Source organism: Streptosporangium carneum, assembly GCF_027922005.1.
GTDB classification, from domain to species: domain Bacteria; phylum Actinomycetota; class Actinomycetes; order Streptosporangiales; family Streptosporangiaceae; genus Streptosporangium; species Streptosporangium carneum.
Genome location: NZ_BSEV01000011.1, coordinates 231,704 through 251,836, shown reverse-complemented (window position 1 = coordinate 251,836; position 20,133 = coordinate 231,704). Strand labels below are relative to the sequence as shown.

Sequence of the window (20,133 nt, the reverse complement as noted above, 5' to 3'; positions counted from 1 at the left end):
GCGTTTCGTTTCGTTCATTTCGTTGTGTCTTTATTCTTTCAGACCCGCTTTTTCGTGTCAAACCGATCCGTTCGGATCCATTTGATTCGATCAAGCCTGCCTGAAGGGAATTCAGACCGCCCCGTCTCCGGAGCAACCCTTCAAACTTACCAGCCTCTGAGCGGCTCTGCGAACCGATCTTCAAAGCCGTTGGTTTGAAGGGGTCGTCGACAAACACAGAACAAGCCACGCCGGATCACCGGAGTGAGTGGAGTGGTTTGTGCCGAACCTTGCCGACGCCAAAACATTAGCAGTCCCCCACGACCGCTCGGGACGTAACGGCGAAGCCCGCGACGAAGATCCGAGGCCGGAGCCGCGGGAAACATAGACTCGGCTGGGTGAGCAGTCAGACACCGCCCAGGGCGAAGAAGGTTCCCAGCGAGCGCGTGCACCACGGGGACACCGTGGTCGACGACTACGCGTGGCTGACGGTCAAGGACGACCCCGAGACGATCGCTTACCTCGAAGCGGAGAACGCCTACACCCAGCAGGCGACCGCCCATCTCAAACCCCTGCAAGAGGCGATCTTCCAGGAGATCAAGACTCGGACCCTGGAAACGGACCTGTCCGTGCCCTCCAGGAAGAACGGCTGGTGGTACTACTCGCGTACCGAGGAGGGCAAGCAGTACGGCATCCAGTGCCGGGTCGCGGCGGACGGGGAGGCTCCTCCCGAGCTGAAGGCCGGCGAGCCGCTCCCCGGCGAGCAGGTCCTGCTCGACGGCAACGAGCTGGCCGGGGACAGCGACTTCTTCTCCATCGGCACCAGCTCGGTCAGCCCCGACGGCACCAGGCTTGCCTACTCCGTCAACTTCACCGGCGACGAACGCTTCACCTTGAGGGTGAAGGACCTCACGACCGGCGAGGTCCTCGGCGACGAGATCCCCGGCATCTTCTACGGCGGAGCGTGGGCCGCGGACGGCAGCGCGTTCTTCTACACCACCGTCGACGAGGCCTGGCGGCCCAACCGGATCCACCGGCACACGATCGGCACCTCCGTCGAGGAGGACGTGCTCGTCCACGAGGAGAGCGACGAGCGGTTCTGGATCGGCATCGGCCTGACCCGCAGCGAGCGCTACCTCGTGCTGTCGGCGGGCAGCAAGATCACGAGCGAGGTCCGCATCCTGGAGGCGGACGATCCGACGGGTGAGTTCCGCCTCGTCAGGCCCAGGGAGGTCGGAGTCGAGTACGGCCTCGACCACGCGGGAGACCGCTTCCTGGTCCTGCACAACCGGAACGCGGAGAACTTCGAGCTCGCCACGGCTCCGCTCGACGCCCCGGGTGAGTGGACGCCGCTGATCGAGCACCGCGCGGACACCAGGCTCCTGGACGTCGACGCCTTCCAGAGCCACACCGTGGTGCACTTCCGCCGCGACGGACTGACCGGCATCCGCATCCTGCCGCAGGGGGCGGAGCCGTACGAGATCTCCTTCCCCGAGCCGCTCTACGACGTGGCTCCCTCGGGCAACCCGGAGTTCGCCACGGAGCGGCTGCGCCTCGGCTACACCAGCATGGTCACCCCTCCCTCGGTCTACGACTACGACCTGCGGACGCGCGAGCTGATCCTGCTGAAGCGCAAGGCCGTGCTGGGCGGCTACGACCCGGCCGACTACGAGCAGTTCCGCGAGTGGGCGACGGCCTCCGACGGCACTCGCGTCCCCATCTCGATCGTGGCCAGGAAGGGGACGGAACGGCCCGCGCCGACCGTGCTGTACGGCTACGGCAGCTATGAGATCTCGATCGACCCGTCGTTCTCCGTGGCCAGGCTCAGCCTGCTCGACAGGGGTTTCGTCTTCGCCGTCGCGCATGTCAGGGGAGGCGGCGAGATGGGCCGCCGCTGGTACGAGGACGGCAAGTTCCAGAAGAAGAAGAACACCTTCACCGACTTCGTCGCCGCCGCCGAGCACCTCAAGGCGGAGAACTGGTCGAGCGAGGTCATCGCGAGGGGCGGTTCCGCGGGCGGGCTGCTCATGGGGGCGGTGGCCAACATCTCACCGGAGACCTTCGCCGGCGTGGTCGCCGAGGTGCCGTTCGTGGACGCGCTGAACACGATCCTCGACCCGTCGCTGCCGCTGACCGTCATCGAGTGGGACGAGTGGGGCGACCCGCTGCACAACGCCGAGGTGTACGAGTACATGAAGTCGTACACCCCGTACGAGAACGTGGACGACCGGGTCTACCCGCCGATCCTGGCGATCACCAGCCTCAACGACACCCGCGTCTTCTACCACGAGCCCGCCAAGTGGGTCGCGAGGCTCCGTGACACCGCCAGGGGCGGTCCCTTCCTGCTCAAGACCGAGATGGGCGCGGGGCACGGAGGTCGCAGCGGCAGATACGACTCCTGGCGGGAGGAGGCCCTCGTGCTCTCCTGGATCCTCGACACGGCCAAGGTGGAGCGGTGACCTACGTCGCGGACGAGGGCAGATACGACGGGCGGCAGCCGTACAACAGGGTCGGCAGGAGCGGGCTCAAGCTGCCCGCCGTCTCGCTGGGGCTCTGGCACAACTTCGGCGACGACAAGCCCTTCGAGACCCAGCGGGCCATCCTCAGGAGGGCGTTCGACCTGGGGGTGACCCACTTCGACCTGGCCAACAACTACGGCCCGCCGTACGGCTCCGCGGAGACCAACTTCGGCAGGCACTTCAGGGCGGACTTCGCGGGATACCGCGACGAGCTGGTCATCTCCACCAAGGCCGGATACGACATGTGGCCCGGCCCCTACGGCGAGTGGGGGTCGCGCAAGTATCTGCTGTCCAGCCTGGACAGGTCGCTGGAGCGGATGGGGCTCGACCACGTCGACATCTTCTACAGCCACAGGTTCGACCCGGAGACGCCGCTCGAGGAGACGATGGGCGCGCTGGACCACGCGGTCCGCTCGGGCAAGGCCCTGTACGCCGGCATCTCCTCGTACTCCCCCGAGCACACGGCGGAGGCCGCGCGGATCCTGCGGGGGATGGGCACGCCGCTGCTGATCCACCAGCCGTCCTACTCGATGCTCAACCGGTGGATCGAGGACGGGCTGCTGGACGTCCTGGAGGAGGAGGGCGCGGGCTGCATCGCCTTCTCGCCGCTGGCGCAGGGCATGCTGACCGACCGCTACCTCGACGGCGTCCCCGAGGGGTCGCGTGCCTCCCTGGGACGCTTCCTCACCCCGGAGATGCTGACCGAGGAGACCATGCGGCACGTGCGCGCGCTCAACGAGATGGCGCGGGGACGCGGCCAGTCCCTGGCGCAGATGGCGCTGGCGTGGGCGCTGCGCGACAGGCGGGTCACCTCGGTGCTGATCGGCGCAAGCAGCGTCCGGCAGCTCGAGGACAGCCTCGGGGCGGTGCGGAACCTGTCGTTCACCGCGGAGGAGCTGGAGGCGATCGACAGGGACGCGGTGGAGTCGGGCGTCAACCGCTGGGCCCGCTCCAGCGAGGCCTGAAAGACCCCGGGCGCGCCTGCGGCCAGGGACCCGTCTCCCGGCCTTCGGGCGCGCCCAAGCCCCGCGCTGCCGCCAGGCGCCGCAGAACTACAGGGCGTCGTGTCGCTGCAGGTAGGTGAACGAGGCCCAGCCAGGGAGCACGGGCAGCCAGAAGGTGAGCAGCCTGAACAGCAGGACGGCCGACGGGGCGATCTCTCGGGGAAGGCCTGCGAGGGTCAGGCCGACCGTGAGGGACGCCTCGACCGCGCCGAGGCCGCCCGGGGTCGGCGCCGCGGAGCCGATGGCGTTGCCCGCGAGGAAGACGATGGCGACGGCGGTGAAGCTGAGCGAGCCGCCGAAGGCGCGGACCGAGGCGTCGAGGCAGACCACGAAGAAGATGGTCAGCATCACGGTGCCGAGGCACCCCTCGATGATCTTCCGGGGTGACTGGAGCACGTCCAGCAGGCGGGGGATCACCCCGGAGAACAGCGAGCGCAGCCGCGCGGCGAACAGCCTGCGCAGCCGTGGGACGCTCATGATGACCAGGATCACCACGGCCACGGCCAGCAGCACGAACACCAGCGTGCGCGACGGGGTGAACGACGTGGCGGCGCTCGATCCGGTGATGTAGGCGAACAGCAGCAGCAGCATGATGTGCGAGACCAGGCCGATGAGCTGGGAGGCTCCGACGCTGGCCACGGCCTGGCCCGGGGGGATGCCGCGCTTTTGCAGGTAGCGGGTGTTGATGGCGACGCCGCTCACCGCGGCCGGGGCGACCAGTTTCACGAAGGAGCCCGCGAACTGGACGAGCACCGTACGGCCCAGCGGGAGTTTCTCCGGGACGAAGCCTCTCAGCATGAGCGCGGCGGCGACGTAGCTCAGCATCGCGGCGGCGAACGCCACGCCGGTCCATCCCCACTTGGCCGAGGTGATCACGTTGAGGTTGATCTGCGTGAGGTAGTAGACCAGGAAGTAGGCGGCGAAGGCGCTGGCGATGATGGTGATGAGGGTCCTGGGGCGGAAGCGCTCCAGGCGGACCTCCTCGGCCTCGACCTTGGGCTCGAGTGCGACGATCCGCTCGCGGATCGCGGTCAGCAGCTCCTTGTCCTTGTTGAGGGCGGCCCTGGTCTCGCGGGCCAGTGCGATCCGCTGGAGCAGCGGGAGGGCGCCCGCCAGCACGTTCGGGCCCGCCACGGCCGCGGCGGCGGCGACCGCGCGGTCGGCTCCCACCCGCAGGCTGAGGTAGGTGAGCAGCTGGGCGATGTCGAGGCGGAGCAGGAGGTCTCCGGCGGCGATCTCGCCGCTGCGGGCGTCCATGAGGATGACGCGGCCCTCGCTGTCGACGTGGATGCTGTCGCCGGTCAGCCTCCGGTGCGCGAGCCGCTGCACCTGCAGGAGCAGGACCTGCTCCCAGATCTGGGCGAGCAGGTTGTCGTCGATCTCCTCGTCGGGGATGTCGTCGAGCGCGCGGGTGTCGGTGTGCTCGTAGGCGAGCAGGGCGGCCTCGGTGCCGATCTCGCTGGTGCCGACGAGTCTGGGCGTGCTGGCCCCCGCGGCCTGGGCGGCGTAGGCCATCAGGGCCTCGCGTTCCAGCTCGGCGCGGAGGGAGCGGATGGCTCTGCGGCGGGTCTCGGTGTTGAGGCGGATCCGCCGCCAGATGCGGTAGAGCACTCCGGCGACCTGGAGGTCTCGGTCGAGGACGGTGACGTCGAGGCTGCTGCCGTCCTTGAGGCCGATGGCGTACCGTCTGCTGCTCTGGTGGTCGTCGTCCAGCCTGCGCGCCCTGACCGGGATGAAGCCGAGCTTGGCGAGGGTCGCGACGACCGCGCTGCCCGGCGGCCTGGTGTTGGGGCTGCCGATGCCGTACAGGGTGGCGTAGCCGACGGCGAGGCCGACCAGGATGGAGACGACGATGCCGAGGATGGTGGCCGCCGTCGCGGCGAAGAGCGCGATGGCGTTGAGCGCGACCGCGCTCCACAGGGCCGCCCGCCAGGTCGGGCGGCGGGATATGCGCACCGCGGTGACGTAGGCGATGATCGAGGTGAGCAGCGTGTTGAGCGGTTCGACTTCGGCTCTGTCGCCGGTCAGCAGCAGCCGCAGGTCCTCGGGGCCGGCGCTGAGGATCCACTCGCCGAGGGCGAAGGACAGGACCATGCCCGCGATGGCCGCGAAGAGGCCTTCGGCGACTCGCAGGCCATCGCGGTGAAGAACCCTCTCGATGGCGTACGCGGTGGGCACCCCCAGCATGGCGGCGCCGCTGAGCACACCGACCAGGCCGCTGAGCAGGAAGGGCGCCCGGTTCGTGCCGTCGATGACGTCGCCTTCGAGGCCGTTGAGGGTCTTCTTCGCGACGAGGGCGAGCAGCACCACGGCCACGAGCCCGAGGAGGGTGGCCAGGAAGCGCAGCAGGTCCGACGGTCTGCGGATGCGCTGGGGCAGCAGCGGCTCGACGACGAGCACGGCGGGATCGCCGTCCGTCTCCGGCCTCGTGCCGTCGACGGACGCCACTTCGTCACGTTCCCTGATTTCCGTCACCGCCAGCGATTCTGCACGTTCCGCATCGCAGGTGCGTTACCGAGCTTCATTACGGGTATGTCACCGATCTTCTCTTCCAGTGTCCACAATCGGAGGCATGCGTATCTCACTGGCCTCGGACAGCCTTGACGGAGTGGCCCCCATCCTGGCGTCCGAGATCGAAAGAAGAGGGCACACGGTGATCCTGCACGGCGCCGTGGCCGACGAGCGCGCCGACTGGGCGTGGTGTTGCGCGCGGGCCGCGGAGGACGTCGCCTCGGGCGTCGCCGACCAGGCGGTCGTGTGCTGCTGGACGGGGACGGGGGCGTCGATCGCGGCGAACAAGGTGCGGGGCGTGCGGGCGGCCCTGTGCCCCGACGCGGCGACGGCCGCAGGGGCCAGGCGCTGGAACGACGCCAACGTGCTGGCGATAAGCCTCCGGCTGACGTCGGCGCCGCTGCTGGAGGAGATCCTGGACGCCTGGTTCGCTGAAGGGGTCAGCCCGGACGAAACCGATCTGGCGAACATCGCGTACCTATCCGAGATTGAGAATTGACCTGGTGAAATGCGGCGATGCTGGCAAGGGCGGGCAGCGGCCTGAAAAGCTGATCATCATGCGCCGCAGACCGCTCGCCGTCGTCCCGGTTTCACCGCACTCGACCATAGCCACTCCTGACGACCACTCGTCGCCCGGTACGGTGCGGACCGCTCCGGACGACAGGCCGTGGCGTGGCGCGTGACGGCGCACGATCGTGAGCCTTACGCCAGTGACACCACGACCGTCAAGTGGCGCTGGGGAACACCCCGAACGCTGATTCGACTCCGCTCGATAACAAATGTGGGGCCGGTCTTTAAAGATCGTGATTATCCATACTACGTTCCGCTTATCGCGATCACGGGGGATTTCCTGCTCCACTCTCGTTAGAGGAGTTTCGCATGCGCGCACGCGCGTACAAGGGCCTGCTGGCCGCGGTCACCGCGGTCTCGGCCATGGGCCTGCCCATCGTCTCCGCCACCGCGGCCAGGGCGGAGCCCGACCCGGCGGCCTTCAGCAGGACCGTCAAGGCGCCTTCCGTCAAGCGGCACCTGGAGAAGCTCCAGCAGATCGCCACCGCCAACGGCGGCATCCGCGCCTCGGGGACCCCGGGGCACGAGGCGTCGGTCGCCTACGTGGCGGGCAAGCTGCGTGCCGCGGGATACAACGTGACGTTGCAGGAGTTCGAGTTCCCGTTCTTCCGCGTTCTCGGCAAGCCCGTGCTCAACCGGGTCGCGCCGGACGCCAAGACCTACGTGTCCAACACCGACTTCAGGCCGATGACGTACTCCGGTTCCGGGAACGTCACCGCCGCGGTGCAGGCGGTCGACCTGACGCTGCCGCCGAGCCCGACGCCCAGCTCGACCTCGGGCTGTGAGGCGAGCGACTTCGCCGGGTTCACCCCCGGCAACATCGCGCTGCTGCAGCGCGGCACCTGCAACTTCCAGATCAAGGCCGAGCTGGCCGAGGCCGCCGGAGCCTCCGGTGTGATCATCTTCAACGAGGGTCAGCCGGGTGAGGGCCCCAACGACCGCCGCGTCCTGCTGGGCGGCACGCTCAACGAGCCCACGACGCACATCCCCGTCGTCGGCACCACCTTCGCGGCGGGCGAGGAGCTGTCGGCGGCGGGCACGAAGGTCACGCTCACCGTGAACGCCGAGAGCGACCTGCACCGCAAGACGCGCAACGTCCTGGCGGAGAGCCGCTGGGGCGACCCCGACAAGGTCGTCATGCTCGGCGGCCACCTGGACAGCGTGACCGAGGGGCCGGGCATCAACGACAACGGCTCGGGCAGCGCGGGCGTGCTGGAGACGGCGCTGAAGGCCAACTCCCTGCCGACCAGGAACAAGCTCCGCTTCGCCTTCTGGGGCGCGGAGGAGCTGAACCTGCTGGGCTCCCAGCACTACGTGGCGAACCTGTCCGCCGCGGAGAAGGCGAAGATCAAGCTCTACCTGAACTTCGACATGATCGCCTCGCCGAACTACGTCTTCGGGATCTACGACGGCGACGACTCCGACCACACCGGCGCCCCCGCGGGTCCCCCCGGATCGGACAAGATCGAGAAGCTCTTCGAGTCGTACTTCAAGGCGGTCGGCCAGCCGTACAAGGGGACCGACTTCACGGGTCGCTCCGACTACGGCCCCTTCATCGCGGCGGGCATCCCCGCGGGCGGTCTGTTCACCGGCGCCGAGGGCGTCAAGACCCCGGAGGAGGCCGCCACGTTCGGCGGTGAGGCCGGGGTCGCCTACGACAAGTGCTACCACCAGGCCTGCGACACCATCGCCAACATCAACGACAAGGCGCTCGCGGTGAACACCGGCGCGATCGCGACGGCGGCGTTCGTCTACGCCTACAGCCCCACCCTGCCCGGCGGCGCCTCGGCTCCCGGCTCGACCCAGCCGGGAACCGGCGGCGGCGGTCTCGGGCACGACCACGACCACGGGGGCGTGCAGAAGTGACGTCCCCGTCCGGGACGACGCGTCGGCGCCGTCGTCCCGGACGGAGGGGGTACGGCTCGCGGAACCGCATCGGCAAGGAGGTGCGGCCCGCGTGACCGTGTCGACGAAGGGGGCGCGGCTCTGCGGGCCGCGCCCCCTTCCCGTTCTCCCCCGCCGGCCTTCCCACGCGTTCGCACCGCGCGCGCCTGACTAGAGTCGGGGGCATGGCACTGGGTGAACTGCGTGTTCTCGGGGCGTGTCCGCTCGACTGCCCCGACACGTGCTCGTGGGTGGTGACCGTCAGGGACGGCGAGGCCGTCGGGATGCGCGGCAACCCCGACCATCCCTACACACGCGGCGCGCTCTGTGTGAAGGTCAACCGCTACCTGGAGCACGCGGGGGCGGCGGACCGCGTCCTCCACCCGATGCGGCGCGTCGGCCCGAAGGGGTCGGGCCGCTTCGAGCGGATCAGCTGGGACGAGGCCCTCGAGGAGATCTCCGTACGGCTGCGCGCGATCGTGGAGGAGCACGGCGGCGAGGCGATCTGGCCCTATCTGGGCACCGGCACGCTGGGTTACCTCCAGGGCTGCGAGGGCGTCGCGGGCAGGCGCTTCTGGAACGTCCTCGGCGCGTCGCGGCACTTCCTGAACATCTGCTCGACCGCCGGGAACACCGGCCTCCAGCGCACGAACGGCACCCCGGGCGGGATGGACCCCGAGACGTTCGCCCTGTCGAGGCTGATCCTGCTCTGGGGCACGAACACGCTGACCAGCGGCCACCACCTGTGGAAGTTCGTCCAGGAGGCGCGGGCGGCGGGGGCTCACGTGGTGGCGATCGACCCGATCCGCACCAGGACCGCCGAGCAGGCCGACGAGCACCTGCAGATCCGCCCCGGCACGGACGCCGCCCTGGCGCTCGGGCTGCTGAACGTGGTCCTGTCCGAGGGCGCGGAGGACCGCGACCACCTCGCGGAGCGCACCAACGGCTGGGAGGACTTCCGCGCGGAGATCCTGAAGTATCCCCCCGAGCGCGTCGCGGAGATCACCGGGCTGCCCGCGTCCGACGTCCGCGCCCTCGGGGTACGGCTCGCGCACACCCGCCCCACCGGCATCCGGGCCACGATGGGGATCCAGCGGCACGCGGGCGGCGGGGCCGCGATGCGCGCGATCGCCGCCATTCCCGGGGTCACGGGTGACTGGCGTCATCCGGGCGGCGGCGTCGCCTACTCGACCAGCGGCCATTTCCACCTGAACATCGACACCCGCGACGACCTGCTCGCCGCCCCGGTCAGGCAGCTCACGATGACCCGGCTGGCCGAGGGGCTGGACGAGTCGGTGAAGTGCCTGTGGGTGTACGCGGCCAACCCGATGGGCTCGACCCCCGACCAGAACCGCGTCCGCGAGAGGCTGCTGCGCGAGGACCTGTTCACCGTCGTGATGGAGCAGTTCCCGACCGACACCGTGGACTACGCCGACATCGTGCTGCCCGCGACCATGCAGGTCGAGCACACCGACCTGCACGCGGGCTACGGGCACATGTACCTCGTGTGGAACGAGCCCGCGGTCGAGCCGCCGGGCGAGTGCCTGTCGACCACGGAGACGTTCCGCCGCCTGGCCCGTCACATGGGGCTCACCGAGCCGTCCCTGTACGACTCCGACCTGGAGCTGGCCGAGCAGCTGCTCGCCTCGGGGCATCCGTCGCTCGACGGGATCACGGTCGACCGGCTGCGCAAGGAGGGGTGGGTCAGGCTCAACGTGGCGAGGCCGTTCGCGCCCTTCGCCGACGGCTTCCCCACGCCCTCGGGAAGGCTGGAGTTCGGCTCGGGGCCGGCCTACGTGCCTCCGCACACGGCCTTGGCGGGAGAGGGCCCCTACCCCCTGGCGCTGCTCACCCCCGCCTCGCACACGTTCCTCAACACCGTCTTCGGCAACAATCCCGAGCTGCTGCGGCGCTCGAAGGGGCCGAGGGTCGTGGTCAACCCCGAGGACGCCGCGCGAAGGGGGCTGAGCGACGGGGATCGGGCCAGGGTGTTCAACGCGAACGGCGGATTCGAGGCCGTGGTCGAGGTGAGCGACCGGGTGAGGCCGGGCGTCGTCGCCTCGACGAAGGGGCACTGGCGCAAGCTGAGCGCCGGGGGCTCGACGGTGAACGCCGTGGTGGACGAGCGTGACGCCGACATGGGCCGGGGCGCCGTCTATCACGACAACCTGGTCGAGGTGGCCCCTTGCGCCCCGTGCGACGGGAGGGAACCAGCGACTATGTCTGAGTCGACATAGGTAAAGATACGGTGCCGCACGTCAGCGGCCCGTGAGATCCTGCCGCGATGACCTCCACACTCGGATACGCGATCCTCACCGCGCTTGCGCGCAAGCCGAGGTCGGGATACGAGCTGGCCTGCTCCATGGGGCGCCCCCTGGGATATTTCTGGACGGCGCGGCACAGCCAGATCCACCCGGAGCTGCAGCGCATGGTCGCCGCCGGGCTGGTCAGCTTCGAGCAGGTCCCCGGTCCCGGGCCACAGCGCAAGAAGATCTACTCCATCACCGGCAAGGGGCGGGACGCGCTGCGGGAGTGGGCGGTCGAGCCTCCGCAGGCGCGTCCCGAACGCGACGAGCTGGCGCTCAAGGCCTACGCCGCCTGGCTCGCCGACCCGGCCGAGCTCGCCAAGCTCTTCCAGGCCCAGCTCGAGGAGCACGAGCGACGGCTGGCGGCCTACGAGGACGAACGGGCGTCGTTCGCGGGAGTGCCCGGCTCCGACAGCCAGAGCTTCGGCGACTACGCCGCCCTCTGGTGCGGGATCAGCTACGAGAACCACCGCATCGCCTGGTGCCGCTGGATGATCGAACAGCTCGGCGCGGAGCGCGCTCCCCGTGCGGCCTCCGGGGCGGCCTGGTGCGAGATGTGAGCCGCCCCGCGGTCAGCCCAGTGCGAGTTTGTAGCCCTCGTGGGAGGCGACGAAGCCGAGCGATTCGTAGAACCGGTGCGCGTCCTTGCGGGTCTTGTCCGTGGTCAGCTGGACCAGCGCGCAGCCCCTGGCCCGGCCGCGCTCGACGGCCCACTCCATCATCCGTCTGCCCAGCCCCCGGCCCCGCAGGGGCGCGGCGATCCTGACCGCCTCGATCTGCAGCCTGAGCGCGCCCCTGCGGGAGATGCCGGGGATGTAGGTGAGCTGCATGGTGCCCACGACCTCGCCGTCCAGGTCGGCGACGATCAGCTCGTTGTTGGGGTCGGCGTCGATCGCCTCGAAGGCCGCACGGTGCTCCTCGCCGAAGGCTCCCTGACGCGCCGCGGCGATCGCGTCGTCGGCGAGCAGGGCCACGATCAGCGGGACGTCGCCGATCCCGGCTGTACGGAAGGTCATCGACATGAGGGCCAACCTATCGAGGGACGGGGGTCAGGGGCGGATCAGGGTGTTCCTCCCTGCTGTATCCGGGGCCAAGGGCAGGGCGCCCTCAATGCGAATACGGGGTGTCTTCGAGCCGTCCAGAACCGGCACTCCGACGTCCAGCAGGCCCAACGCCTCCTCGGAGAACGGCGGCCGCTCCGGCTCCGTGCGCCGAGAAGTTCACCGGCGAAAGCGTCAAGCATCCTTACAGGGGGTTGGCCGCCTTGACACGGTGGAGGTGAACCACGATGTCGTACGCCTGCCCCAGGGCCAGCGGCGCCTTGAACATCTCGGGGAGGTAGGTGGCCGGCACGGTGAACGTCGGGCGGGCGGTGTCGAGCCACTTGCGCGTGGCCGGGTCACGCTCCGCCTGGCGCAGGCTCACGTAGTAGTCGCGATGGCGCACCTTGTCGAGGACGTGCTCGTTGCTGTCCGGCCCCGCGGCCCCCGTGTCGAAGTTCTCTGTCTTGCCGTTGTCGGGATTGATGGCCCGGAATCCGCCGCTGTGGATGGAGGTGCCGATGGCGACGTAGGCACGCCCGGCCATGGCACGTAGCTGGGCCCCCTGGGTGACGGGGTAGTGCTGCGGGTAGGGGGAGAGGTAGGTCACGTGCCCGTTGTGCGCGGCGGCCACGATCTTCAGGCCGGTGTGCCGCTTCCACCACATGGTGTTCTCCGCCATGAACCGGTCGCGGTTACGGTGCAGTTCGGACCCCTCCGAGCTGTACACCTTGGTCATCTGGTAGATGACGCGGGCCTCCTGGAGCACGTAGGGGTTGACCTTGCCGGCCTTCTCGACCAGGTGGTAGGCGGCTTCGGCGTCCTCGGCCACGGCCTTGAGCTGCTCCGGGGGAAGAGCCAACAGCGCGTCGACCCGTTCCTTCGCACCACCGGGAAGGGCGAGCAGCTTCGCGTAGCGGCGGCGCAGTTCGGGCAGGATCGAAGGCTCGTGCTCCTCGGCCCAGTTGAGGATCCGCCGGTACTGCTGCGGGTTGACGTCACTGATGTCGAAGCCCATCACCCGCAGCTTGGTGCGGGCGGTGCGGTTGTAGTCGCGCATCCAGGAGTACAGGTCCAGCCACTCCTCGGTGCTCCACACGCCGCCGGCGGTCTCGCCCTCCTCCTTGAGGATCGTGCGCAGGTCGCCCTTGCCGGTGCGCACGTACTCGTCCAGGCGGACGCCGGCCGACCAGGGCGCCTCCAGCGCGAGGGTGGTGAAGCCCTGTGTGGTCGCCAGGTACCGGAACAGCCGGTGCCGCAGGGTGAACAACTCATTGGAACCATGGGTGGCCTCACCGACTCCCACGATCTCCGCGTCACGGACCAGCGCCGACAGCGCCTTCAGGTCATGTCCCGGCATGTCCGGTCGTGTGCTGCTCAGTGGGTGGGCGTAACGCTCAAGGCCCGCGACGACCCGCTCCTCCGGTGTCTCCGACGCCGACGTGGGAGCGGCCAGGGCGGGAGCGGCCAGCGCGGGAGCGGCCAGGGCGCCCAAGGCGACCGCCACCAGCAGGCCGCGACGCAGGGGAGTCTTCCTCATGGGTGTTCCTTCGGTTGGTGTTACCGGACGCCCATAAAACTAGGGATCGGCGCCGGACGTTTCGATCCGGCAGACCGGTCCATCGTGGTAGTGCTGCCCCCCCTCCCCTCGGGGGGACACCGTGCCGAGCGAGACTCCCCACGCCTTGGCCGTCCCCGGGCCCGGGTCGCGCCACCAGCGCGAACGGGACCCCGGATACAACAGGTAGGGGAAGGATCAGGGTTCCTCCCCGATGCGGACAGGGGGGGTGGAAAGGCAGTCTTGAGGCATGAACGACGAACTGACTCGACGTGACGAGATGTCCCTCGCCGGCGCGGCCCTTCGCGGAGCTCCCTGGAGGGTCGCCGCGGTGACCGGAGGCGTGGTCGCCGCCACCAGCTTCGGCCTGGGGGCGATCCTGCCGGGACCGGCGAGCCTCACCTGGGCGCTGTCGCTCGGCATCGGCCTGTTCGCGCTGATCGCGGCCATCGGCTCGGTCGGCAAGCCCAACTCCGGCGACCGGGTGACGCGGCAGGCCCGCCTGTGGGCGCTCCGCAAGCCCTGGCGGTTCTCGCTCTACCCCGCTCTCGGCGCCGCGGCGCTCATGTATCCGGTGCAGCTCATCGTCGACGACGAGGGCGTGTTCGGCGCGGCGTTCGACGCGCTGCAGGGTGGCGTCGTGGTGTACCTGATCACTGCGGTCCTGGCTCTGACGCTCAGGGGACGGGGACGCCCCTCGCTGCCCCAGGGCCACTGACGCCGGCCGTCACGGCTTCTTCTCGTAGTCGGCGCGGCAGACGCAGAACTCGTTTCCCTCGGGGTCGAGCATGGTCACCCAGCCGGTGCCGTCCGGGTTGCGCCGGTCGTCCTGAACCGTGGCGCCGATCCCGGCCAGCCGCTCGACCTCCTGGTCGCGGGTGGTGCCGTCCGAGCCGGTGACGTCGAGGTGCACGCGGTTCTTGACCGTCTTGCCCTCGGGGACCCTGATGAACAGCAGGTTCGGCCTGCCCAGGACGAGGACCTCGTCGTCGTCCTTCTCCGTCTCCGGATGGATCTCCCAGCCGGTGGCCCGGCTCCAGAAGGTCGCCAGCTCGTACGGCGCGGCACAGTCGAAGGTCACATAGTGAACGTCAATCATGCCCCCACCCAACCGCGACACCATCTATAACGTCAAGCCGGTTACGGCTCGGTGGCCCGGCACGCGGAGCACGCCCGCCGTCAGCGCCCCCCTCAGCGCCCCCCTCGGTGCCCCCAGCAGGGCCCCCGCAGTGTCCCCAGCAGGGCCCCTCAGTGCCCGCCTCCGGCGAGGTTGAGCCCGACGACTCCCGCGAGGATGAGGGCGATCGAGGCGATCTTGAGAGGCGACGCGTCGTCGCCCAGGACGAGCATGCCCAGGGTCGCGGTGCCGACGGCGCCGATGCCGGTCCAGACGGCGTAGGCCGTACCGACCTCCAGGCTCTTGAGGGCCGTCGCGAGAAGACCGAAGCTGAGCGCGGCGAAGACGAAGAACGCGACACTGGGCAGCGGTACGGAGAACCCGTGGCTCATCTTGAGCGAATAGGCCATCGCGACCTCGAACAGACCGGCGACGACGATGACGACCCATGCCATGACGGCTCCCTCCATCAGGAGCGTCGTCTTTTCCGACCGGGTACGGCGCGTCTCGTCCGGGAGCGTCTCTCGTGAGCGCTCTTCGGGAGGAACGCGGCGGACGTCACCGTGATTCCCGCTCCGAGTCCCACCAGAGCGTGAACCACCGGTCGCGCGGGAGCGGCCACATGTCGAGCGCGACCGCCGCGGCGACGACCTCGCCGGCCCGCTCCCGGTCAAGGCAGAGCCGCCTGCAGGCGCTCTCCGCCAGCTCCTCCAGCGTGGCGAAGCGGGTCAGCGGGGCCAGGCGCGCCTCGTGGCGCACCTGGTGGCCGAGCGCCTCGGCGACGGCGATCACGTCGTGGACCGTGGGCCGTTCGGGGCGGACGAGACCGTGGAAGTGCGCCCAGAGCGGGTTGAGCCAGCTCATCGGGTGGCGCTCGGTGAGCTCGAGGACGACCCGCCTTCTGGCGTGGCCGGAGAGCTCGGCGAGGAGGGCCGCCAGGTCGGGGACGTTGTAGACGACGTGGGCGGAGACCACCACGTCCGCCGCCGGGGTCACGGCCGCGACGTCGGGCCAGCGCCCCCTGACGACCCTGACGGGGACGCCCAGCTCCGCCGCCCTGGACTCGAGCTCGGCCAGCATCCCGTCGGAGGTGTCCACCGCCACCAGCTCCCCCAGGCTCGCGGCCAGCGGCAGCGACGCCGCCCCGGTGCCCGCGCCGACGTCCAGCACGCTCCCTCCCCGGGGAAGCGCCTCGGCGATCCGCCTCAGGGTCGGCCCCTCCGCTTCGGCGAGCGCCCGCTCCGTCCGCTCGGCGAACCGCGCGGGCGAGTGGCCCCAGGGATCGGTCCGCGCCCGCGCCGCGATCTCGTCGGGGATCCCCCAGAGCGCGAGGTCCGCGCGCCACCGCTCGTCCATGCGACGAGCCTAGAAGAGCCGGATCCGATCCGCCCGCAGGAGCCGCCACGCAACCTTTCTCTTCCTTCGCGGGATGCGACAAACGTCTTGCGAGGGCAGGTTTTAGGGGTTACTGACGGGTAGCATTACGAGTAAGGTTACTGACGAGTACGCAGCAGTCCGGTTCCCCCGGTTTCAAGGAGCAGATCCCATGGGCCACTACAGGAGCAACCTCCGCGACCTGGAGTTCAATCTCTTCGAGGTGTTCGGGCGCCGGGACATCCTTGGCACCGGCCCCTACGCCGACCTTGACGAGGACGTCGTACGGAGCGTCCTCGACGAGGTCAACCGCCTCGCGACGGGCGTGCTGGCCGACTCCTTCGAGGAGGGCGACCGCAGGCCGCCGGTCTTCGACCCCGCGACCGGCGCGGTGACGATGCCCGAGGGCTTCAAGAGGTCGTTCGCCGCCTACCGCGACGGTGGCTGGACCACCATCGGACTGCCCGTCGAACTGGGCGGCCCCGGCCTGCCGAACAGCGTCAACTGGGCGCTCGCCGAGATGGTCCTGGGCGCGAACCCGGCCGTCTGGATGTACGCCAGCGGCCCCGCGTTCGCCTACGTGATGCACACCATCGGCACCGAGGACCAGAAGCGCTTCGCCCGGCTGGCCATCGACAGGCACTGGGGCGCCACCATGGTGCTCACCGAGCCCGACGCGGGCTCCGACGTGGGCGCGGGCCGCGCGAAGGCGGTCCGGCAGCCGGACGGCACCTGGCACATCGAGGGCGTCAAGCGCTTCATCACCAGCGCGGAGCACGACCTGGCGGACAACATCTTCCACCTCGTGCTGGCCCGCCCCGAGGGGCACGGCGTCGGCACGAAGGGCCTGTCGATGTTCCTGGTCCCGAAGTACCACGTGGACCTGGAGACTGGCGAGCTCGGCGAGCGCAACGGCGTCCACGTCACCAACGTCGAGAGGAAGATGGGCCTGAAGGCCTCCACGACCTGCGAGCTCACCTTCGGCGGGAGGCACCCGGCCGTGGGCACGCTGATCGGCGACGTGCACGAGGGCATCAAGCAGATGTTCATGATCATCGAGCACGCCCGGATGATGGTCGGCACCAAGGCGATCGCCACGCTCTCGACCGGCTACCTGAACGCCCTCGAGTACGCCAGGACTCGCGTGCAGGGCGCCGACCTCACCCAGATGGCCGACAAGTCCGCCCCGCGCGTGACCATCGTCCACCACCCGGACGTGCGCCGCGAGCTCATGCTCCAGAAGTCGTACGCCGAGGGCATGCGGGCACTGGTGCTGCTGACCGCCACCTACCAGGACGCGGTGCAGATCGCCGCCTTCGAGGGGCGCAGGGACGAGCACGCGGAGGCGATGAACGACCTGCTGCTCCCGCTGGTCAAGGGCGTGGGCTCGGAGCGCTCCTACGAGCTGCTCTCCCGTTCGCTGCAGACCCTGGGCGGCTCGGGCTACCTGCAGGACTACCCCGTCGAGCAGTACATCAGGGACGCCAAGATCGACTCCCTCTACGAGGGCACCACCGCGATCCAGGGCCTGGACCTGTTCTTCCGCAAGGTCCTGCGCAACCAGGGCGCCGCCCTCGGCTCGCTGTACGCCGACATCAAGGCCTTCGCAGCCTCCGAGGCGGGCAACGGCCGCCTCAAGGAGGAGCGCAGGCTGCTGGACGAGGCCGCGGACGAGGTCAAGGCCATGGCCGACACGATGGCGGGCTGGGCCATCACCTCGCTGGAGACCCCCCAGGAGGTCTACAAGGTCGGTCTCAACACCACCCGCTTCCTGCTCGCCCTGGGCGACGCGGTGATCGGCTGGCTGCTCCTGCGCCAGGCGGAGGTGGCGCTGGCGGCGCTCGGCTCCTGCGACCTCGCGCCGGCCTCGGGAACCGCGGAGAGGGACAAGTCGTTCTACACCGGTAAGGTGGCGGCGGCCTCGTTCTTCGCCAGGACCGTGCTGCCCCGCCTCGCCGCCGAGCGCCGGGTGCTGGCGGACACCGACCAGAGCCTGATGGAGCTGCCGGAAGACGCCTTCTGAGCGCTCCGCCCGACCCGCCGTCCCGACTTCCCGGATCCACCGGGGCCGGACCGGCCGCCCAGATCCACCTGCTCCCGCGGCAGGCGAGGACGAGGGGCGATCCTGCTCGCAGGGTCGCCCCTCGTTTCCTTTACGCGCCCTTCGCGAGAAGGGCGCGGGAGGCCCGCCGGGAGAGCCCTCGTGGCGTCGGCACGCGAACACGGTTATTCTCATCTTGAGACTATCTAGACGCGAGAAGGACATGCCGTGGATGAAGAGGAATCGGAGTTCCTGGCCCGATACGACCCTCGGGCGTTTCCCGCGGTCGCCGTGACGGTCGACGTGGTCGCGCTGACCATCCGCGCGGACGCGCTGCACGTGCTGCTGGTCGAGCGCGGCAGCCAGCCCCACGCGGGACGGTGGGCGTTGCCCGGAGGGTTCATCAGACCGGGCGAGGACCTGCCGGAGGCCGCCAGACGGGAGCTGGCCGAGGAGACCGGGCTGGCCCCCCGCGTGCACATCGAGCAGCTGGCCGGTTACGGAGCTCCGGAGCGCGATCCGAGGATGCGGGTCGTCTCGATCTCCTACCTGGCCTTCGCGCCCGACCTGCCCGACCCCCAGGCGGGCTCCGACGCGGCGGACGCGGCGTGGCATCGGGCCGACAGGCTTCCCGAGCTGGCCTTCGACCACGGGCGCATCCTCGCGGACGGCCTGGAGCGGGCCAGGGACAAACTGCAGTACACCCCGCTGGCCACCGCGTTCGTCGGCGAGACGTTCACGATCTCCGAGCTTCGCGGCGTCTACGAGACGGTGTGGGGCGTCCCGCTGCACGCGGGCAACTTCCACCGCAAGGTCCTGTCGGTGCCCGGGTTCGTGGAGAGCACCGGGGAGACCACGGAGAGCGGCGGGCGACGCGGCGGCCCCCGTTCGAGGCTCTACCGCGCGGGGGCCGCCGGTCTTCTCCACCCGGCGCTGCTGCGGCCCGCCAAGGACGAGGAGACCCGATGACCACCTCGGCGGAGGCGATCGCGCTGGTGACCGCCGCCCGCGTCCCCGGCGACCTGTTCGGCGGGGACGCGCCGAAACGGGCCTACCGGCGACTGGCGCGGCTGCTCCACCCCGACCTCGCGTCCGGCCCCGACGCCGCCGAGGCCTTCGCCAAGCTGGCCAGGCTGTGGGCGGCGTACGGCGGCGCCCCGGAGGCCGCCTCCGGCGACGGCCCGCCCGGGGCCGCCGGCGGAAGGAGCGCGGAGACGGTGATCACCACCGGACGGGGGACCTACCGGATCGGGAGGGCGTTCCACCGGGGCGCCACCGCCGTGCTGTACGACAGCGGCGCCGACACGCTGCTCAAGATCCCCCGCAGCCACGCCGACAACGATCTCATGCGGCGCGAGGCGGACGCGCTCAGGACGATCGAGAGGGACGGCGACCCGCTCCTGCTTCCGTACGTGCCCCGGCTGGTCGAGTCGTTCCGGCACCGTTCCCGCGGGGTCGAGCGGCAGGCCAACGTGATCAGCCGAGCCCCCGAGGGGTTCGTGAGCCTGGCGGAGGTCGCGCGCCTGCGCCCCGTGCTCGACCCGAGGGACGCGGCGTGGATCTGGCGACGGCTGCTGGTCGCGATCGGGACCGCCCACAGGGCCGGGATCGTGCACGGCGCGGTGTTCGGGCACCACGTCCTGGTCCACCCCGTCGACCACGGTCTGGTGCTCGTCGACTGGAGCCAGTCGGTCCCGCTCGGCAGCCCGCTGACCGTCCTGGTGGCCAGACACCGCGACGACTACCCGCGGGAGGTCCTCGAGGGGAGGCCGGCGACCGAGGCCACCGACATCCGCCTCGCCACCCGCTGCGTGGCCGCCCTCATGGGCGAGCGGGTCCCCGCCGCGATCGGCCGCTTCCTGCGGGGGAGCCTGCTGAGCCCGCCGCGCGACGCCTGGCGGCTCCTGGGCGAGCTCGACGAGCTCCTCGACGACCTCTACGGCCCCAGGAAGTATCGCCCGCTCCACCTCTGAGCCCGTCTCCGAGCTCCCGGCCTCCGAGGCCCGTCCCCGCCCTTCTTCGCCGGGCCCTGCACAGGCTCAGGGCCCGGCGAAGAAGGGCGGGACCGTGCGGGCCGACGCGCGACGCAACCGGGAGCTCATCGTCACGACCGCGCTCGAGCTGTTCGCCGAGCACGGAGTCGGACGGCTTGACGCCGCCCCTCGTTATTCTCATAATGAGATTATCTCAACTTGAGAAGAACAAGGGGTCTCGTCACGGACCCCACCAG

16 protein-coding genes and 1 riboswitch are annotated in these 20,133 nt (G+C 70.0%); of the genes, 10 read left to right on the top strand and 6 right to left on the bottom strand.

Annotation, left to right across the window (positions count from 1 at the left end; all coding sequences use genetic code 11):
* The first annotated feature begins 377 nt into the window (after window positions 1-377).
* Both PKF00_RS24220 and mgrA read left to right on the top strand, forming a co-directional pair.
* Window positions 378-2,438, top strand: coding sequence for a S9 family peptidase (locus tag PKF00_RS24220; protein ID WP_271219918.1), 2,061 nt, complete (start codon window positions 378-380; stop codon window positions 2,436-2,438).
* Window positions 2,435-3,463, top strand: coding sequence for an L-glyceraldehyde 3-phosphate reductase (mgrA, locus tag PKF00_RS24215; RefSeq protein ID WP_271219917.1), 1,029 nt, complete (start codon window positions 2,435-2,437; stop codon window positions 3,461-3,463). Before PKF00_RS24220 ends, mgrA begins: the two co-directional genes overlap by 4 nt.
* An 87-nt stretch (window positions 3,464-3,550) precedes the next feature.
* On the opposite strand, the gene PKF00_RS24210 is transcribed toward mgrA, so the two are convergent.
* Window positions 3,551-5,977 (bottom strand): lysylphosphatidylglycerol synthase transmembrane domain-containing protein, encoded by a 2,427-nt coding sequence (locus tag PKF00_RS24210; protein WP_271219916.1) that lies wholly within the window; start codon window positions 5,975-5,977, stop codon window positions 3,551-3,553.
* Window positions 5,978-6,074: 97 nt separating this feature from the next.
* Here PKF00_RS24210 and PKF00_RS24205 point away from each other — a divergent pair, with 97 nt between their 5' ends.
* From PKF00_RS24205 to PKF00_RS24190, 4 genes are all read left to right on the top strand, one after another.
* A complete protein-coding gene (locus PKF00_RS24205; RefSeq protein WP_271219915.1) occupies window positions 6,075-6,512 on the top strand; it encodes an RpiB/LacA/LacB family sugar-phosphate isomerase in 438 nt (145 codons plus the stop codon).
* 380 nt (window positions 6,513-6,892) lie between these two features.
* Window positions 6,893-8,449: a M28 family metallopeptidase gene (locus PKF00_RS24200; protein ID WP_271219914.1), complete on the top strand. Its 1,557-nt coding sequence runs from the start codon at window positions 6,893-6,895 to the stop codon at window positions 8,447-8,449.
* A gap of 203 nt (window positions 8,450-8,652) precedes the next feature.
* Window positions 8,653-10,704, top strand: a complete 2,052-nt coding sequence (locus PKF00_RS24195) for a molybdopterin-containing oxidoreductase family protein (protein WP_271219913.1) — start codon at window positions 8,653-8,655, stop codon at window positions 10,702-10,704.
* A 47-nt stretch (window positions 10,705-10,751) separates the two neighbouring features.
* Entirely contained in the window at window positions 10,752-11,333 is a 582-nt protein-coding gene (locus tag PKF00_RS24190; RefSeq protein ID WP_271219912.1) for a PadR family transcriptional regulator, read from the top strand.
* 12 nt (window positions 11,334-11,345) lie between these two features.
* On the opposite strand, the gene PKF00_RS24185 is transcribed toward PKF00_RS24190, so the two are convergent.
* Together PKF00_RS24185 and PKF00_RS24180 are read right to left on the bottom strand one after the other, a co-directional pair.
* Window positions 11,346-11,795, bottom strand: coding sequence for a GNAT family N-acetyltransferase (locus PKF00_RS24185; RefSeq protein ID WP_271219911.1), 450 nt, complete (start codon window positions 11,793-11,795; stop codon window positions 11,346-11,348).
* A 223-nt stretch (window positions 11,796-12,018) separates the two neighbouring features.
* Window positions 12,019-13,353, bottom strand: a complete 1,335-nt coding sequence (locus tag PKF00_RS24180) for an erythromycin esterase family protein (RefSeq protein WP_271219910.1) — start codon at window positions 13,351-13,353, stop codon at window positions 12,019-12,021.
* Window positions 13,354-13,621: 268 nt separating this feature from the next.
* On the opposite strand from PKF00_RS24180, the gene PKF00_RS24175 reads away from it, so the two are divergent.
* A complete protein-coding gene (locus tag PKF00_RS24175) occupies window positions 13,622-14,089 on the top strand; it encodes a hypothetical protein (RefSeq protein ID WP_271219909.1) in 468 nt (155 codons plus the stop codon).
* A 9-nt stretch (window positions 14,090-14,098) separates the two neighbouring features.
* On the opposite strand, the gene PKF00_RS24170 is transcribed toward PKF00_RS24175, so the two are convergent.
* From PKF00_RS24170 to PKF00_RS24160, 3 genes are all read right to left on the bottom strand, one after another.
* Entirely contained in the window at window positions 14,099-14,470 is a 372-nt protein-coding gene (locus PKF00_RS24170; RefSeq protein WP_271219908.1) for a VOC family protein, read from the bottom strand.
* A 149-nt stretch (window positions 14,471-14,619) separates the two neighbouring features.
* Window positions 14,620-14,943, bottom strand: a complete 324-nt coding sequence (locus PKF00_RS24165; RefSeq protein ID WP_271219907.1) for a DMT family transporter — start codon at window positions 14,941-14,943, stop codon at window positions 14,620-14,622.
* Window positions 14,944-14,960: 17 nt separating this feature from the next.
* Window positions 14,961-15,027: riboswitch (guanidine-III (ykkC-III) riboswitch) on the bottom strand.
* Window positions 15,028-15,046: 19 nt separating this feature from the next.
* Complete coding sequence (locus PKF00_RS24160; RefSeq protein ID WP_271219906.1) at window positions 15,047-15,844, bottom strand: class I SAM-dependent methyltransferase; 798 nt, start codon at window positions 15,842-15,844, stop codon at window positions 15,047-15,049.
* A 190-nt stretch (window positions 15,845-16,034) separates the two neighbouring features.
* Here PKF00_RS24160 and PKF00_RS24155 point away from each other — a divergent pair, with 190 nt between their 5' ends.
* The 3 genes from PKF00_RS24155 to PKF00_RS24145 all read left to right on the top strand — a co-directional run bounded on the left by PKF00_RS24155 (window position 16,035) and on the right by PKF00_RS24145 (window position 19,876).
* A complete protein-coding gene (locus tag PKF00_RS24155; protein ID WP_271219905.1) occupies window positions 16,035-17,885 on the top strand; it encodes an acyl-CoA dehydrogenase in 1,851 nt (616 codons plus the stop codon).
* Window positions 17,886-18,131: 246 nt separating this feature from the next.
* The gene (locus PKF00_RS24150) at window positions 18,132-18,872 is read left to right on the top strand and encodes an NUDIX hydrolase (protein WP_271219904.1); all 741 of its coding nucleotides are present in this window, start codon (window positions 18,132-18,134) and stop codon (window positions 18,870-18,872) included.
* The gene (locus PKF00_RS24145; protein WP_271219903.1) at window positions 18,869-19,876 is read left to right on the top strand and encodes a lipopolysaccharide kinase InaA family protein; all 1,008 of its coding nucleotides are present in this window, start codon (window positions 18,869-18,871) and stop codon (window positions 19,874-19,876) included. Before PKF00_RS24150 ends, PKF00_RS24145 begins: the two co-directional genes overlap by 4 nt.
* Window positions 19,877-20,133: the final 257 nt, after the last annotated feature.

Coding starts and splice junctions, on each gene's coding strand:
- PKF00_RS24165 (WP_271219907.1), bottom strand. CDS start 14,943: ATGGCATGGGTCGTCATCGTCGTCGCCGGTCTGTTCGAGGTCGCGATG.
- PKF00_RS24170 (WP_271219908.1), bottom strand. CDS start 14,470: ATGATTGACGTTCACTATGTGACCTTCGACTGTGCCGCGCCGTACGAG.
- PKF00_RS24200 (WP_271219914.1), top strand. CDS start 6,893: ATGCGCGCACGCGCGTACAAGGGCCTGCTGGCCGCGGTCACCGCGGTC.
- PKF00_RS24195 (WP_271219913.1), top strand. CDS start 8,653: ATGGCACTGGGTGAACTGCGTGTTCTCGGGGCGTGTCCGCTCGACTGC.
- PKF00_RS24185 (WP_271219911.1), bottom strand. CDS start 11,795: ATGTCGATGACCTTCCGTACAGCCGGGATCGGCGACGTCCCGCTGATC.
- PKF00_RS24190 (WP_271219912.1), top strand. CDS start 10,752: ATGACCTCCACACTCGGATACGCGATCCTCACCGCGCTTGCGCGCAAG.
- PKF00_RS24175 (WP_271219909.1), top strand. CDS start 13,622: ATGAACGACGAACTGACTCGACGTGACGAGATGTCCCTCGCCGGCGCG.
- PKF00_RS24180 (WP_271219910.1), bottom strand. CDS start 13,353: ATGAGGAAGACTCCCCTGCGTCGCGGCCTGCTGGTGGCGGTCGCCTTG.
- PKF00_RS24155 (WP_271219905.1), top strand. CDS start 16,035: ATGGGCCACTACAGGAGCAACCTCCGCGACCTGGAGTTCAATCTCTTC.
- PKF00_RS24145 (WP_271219903.1), top strand. CDS start 18,869: ATGACCACCTCGGCGGAGGCGATCGCGCTGGTGACCGCCGCCCGCGTC.
- PKF00_RS24160 (WP_271219906.1), bottom strand. CDS start 15,844: ATGGACGAGCGGTGGCGCGCGGACCTCGCGCTCTGGGGGATCCCCGAC.
- PKF00_RS24205 (WP_271219915.1), top strand. CDS start 6,075: ATGCGTATCTCACTGGCCTCGGACAGCCTTGACGGAGTGGCCCCCATC.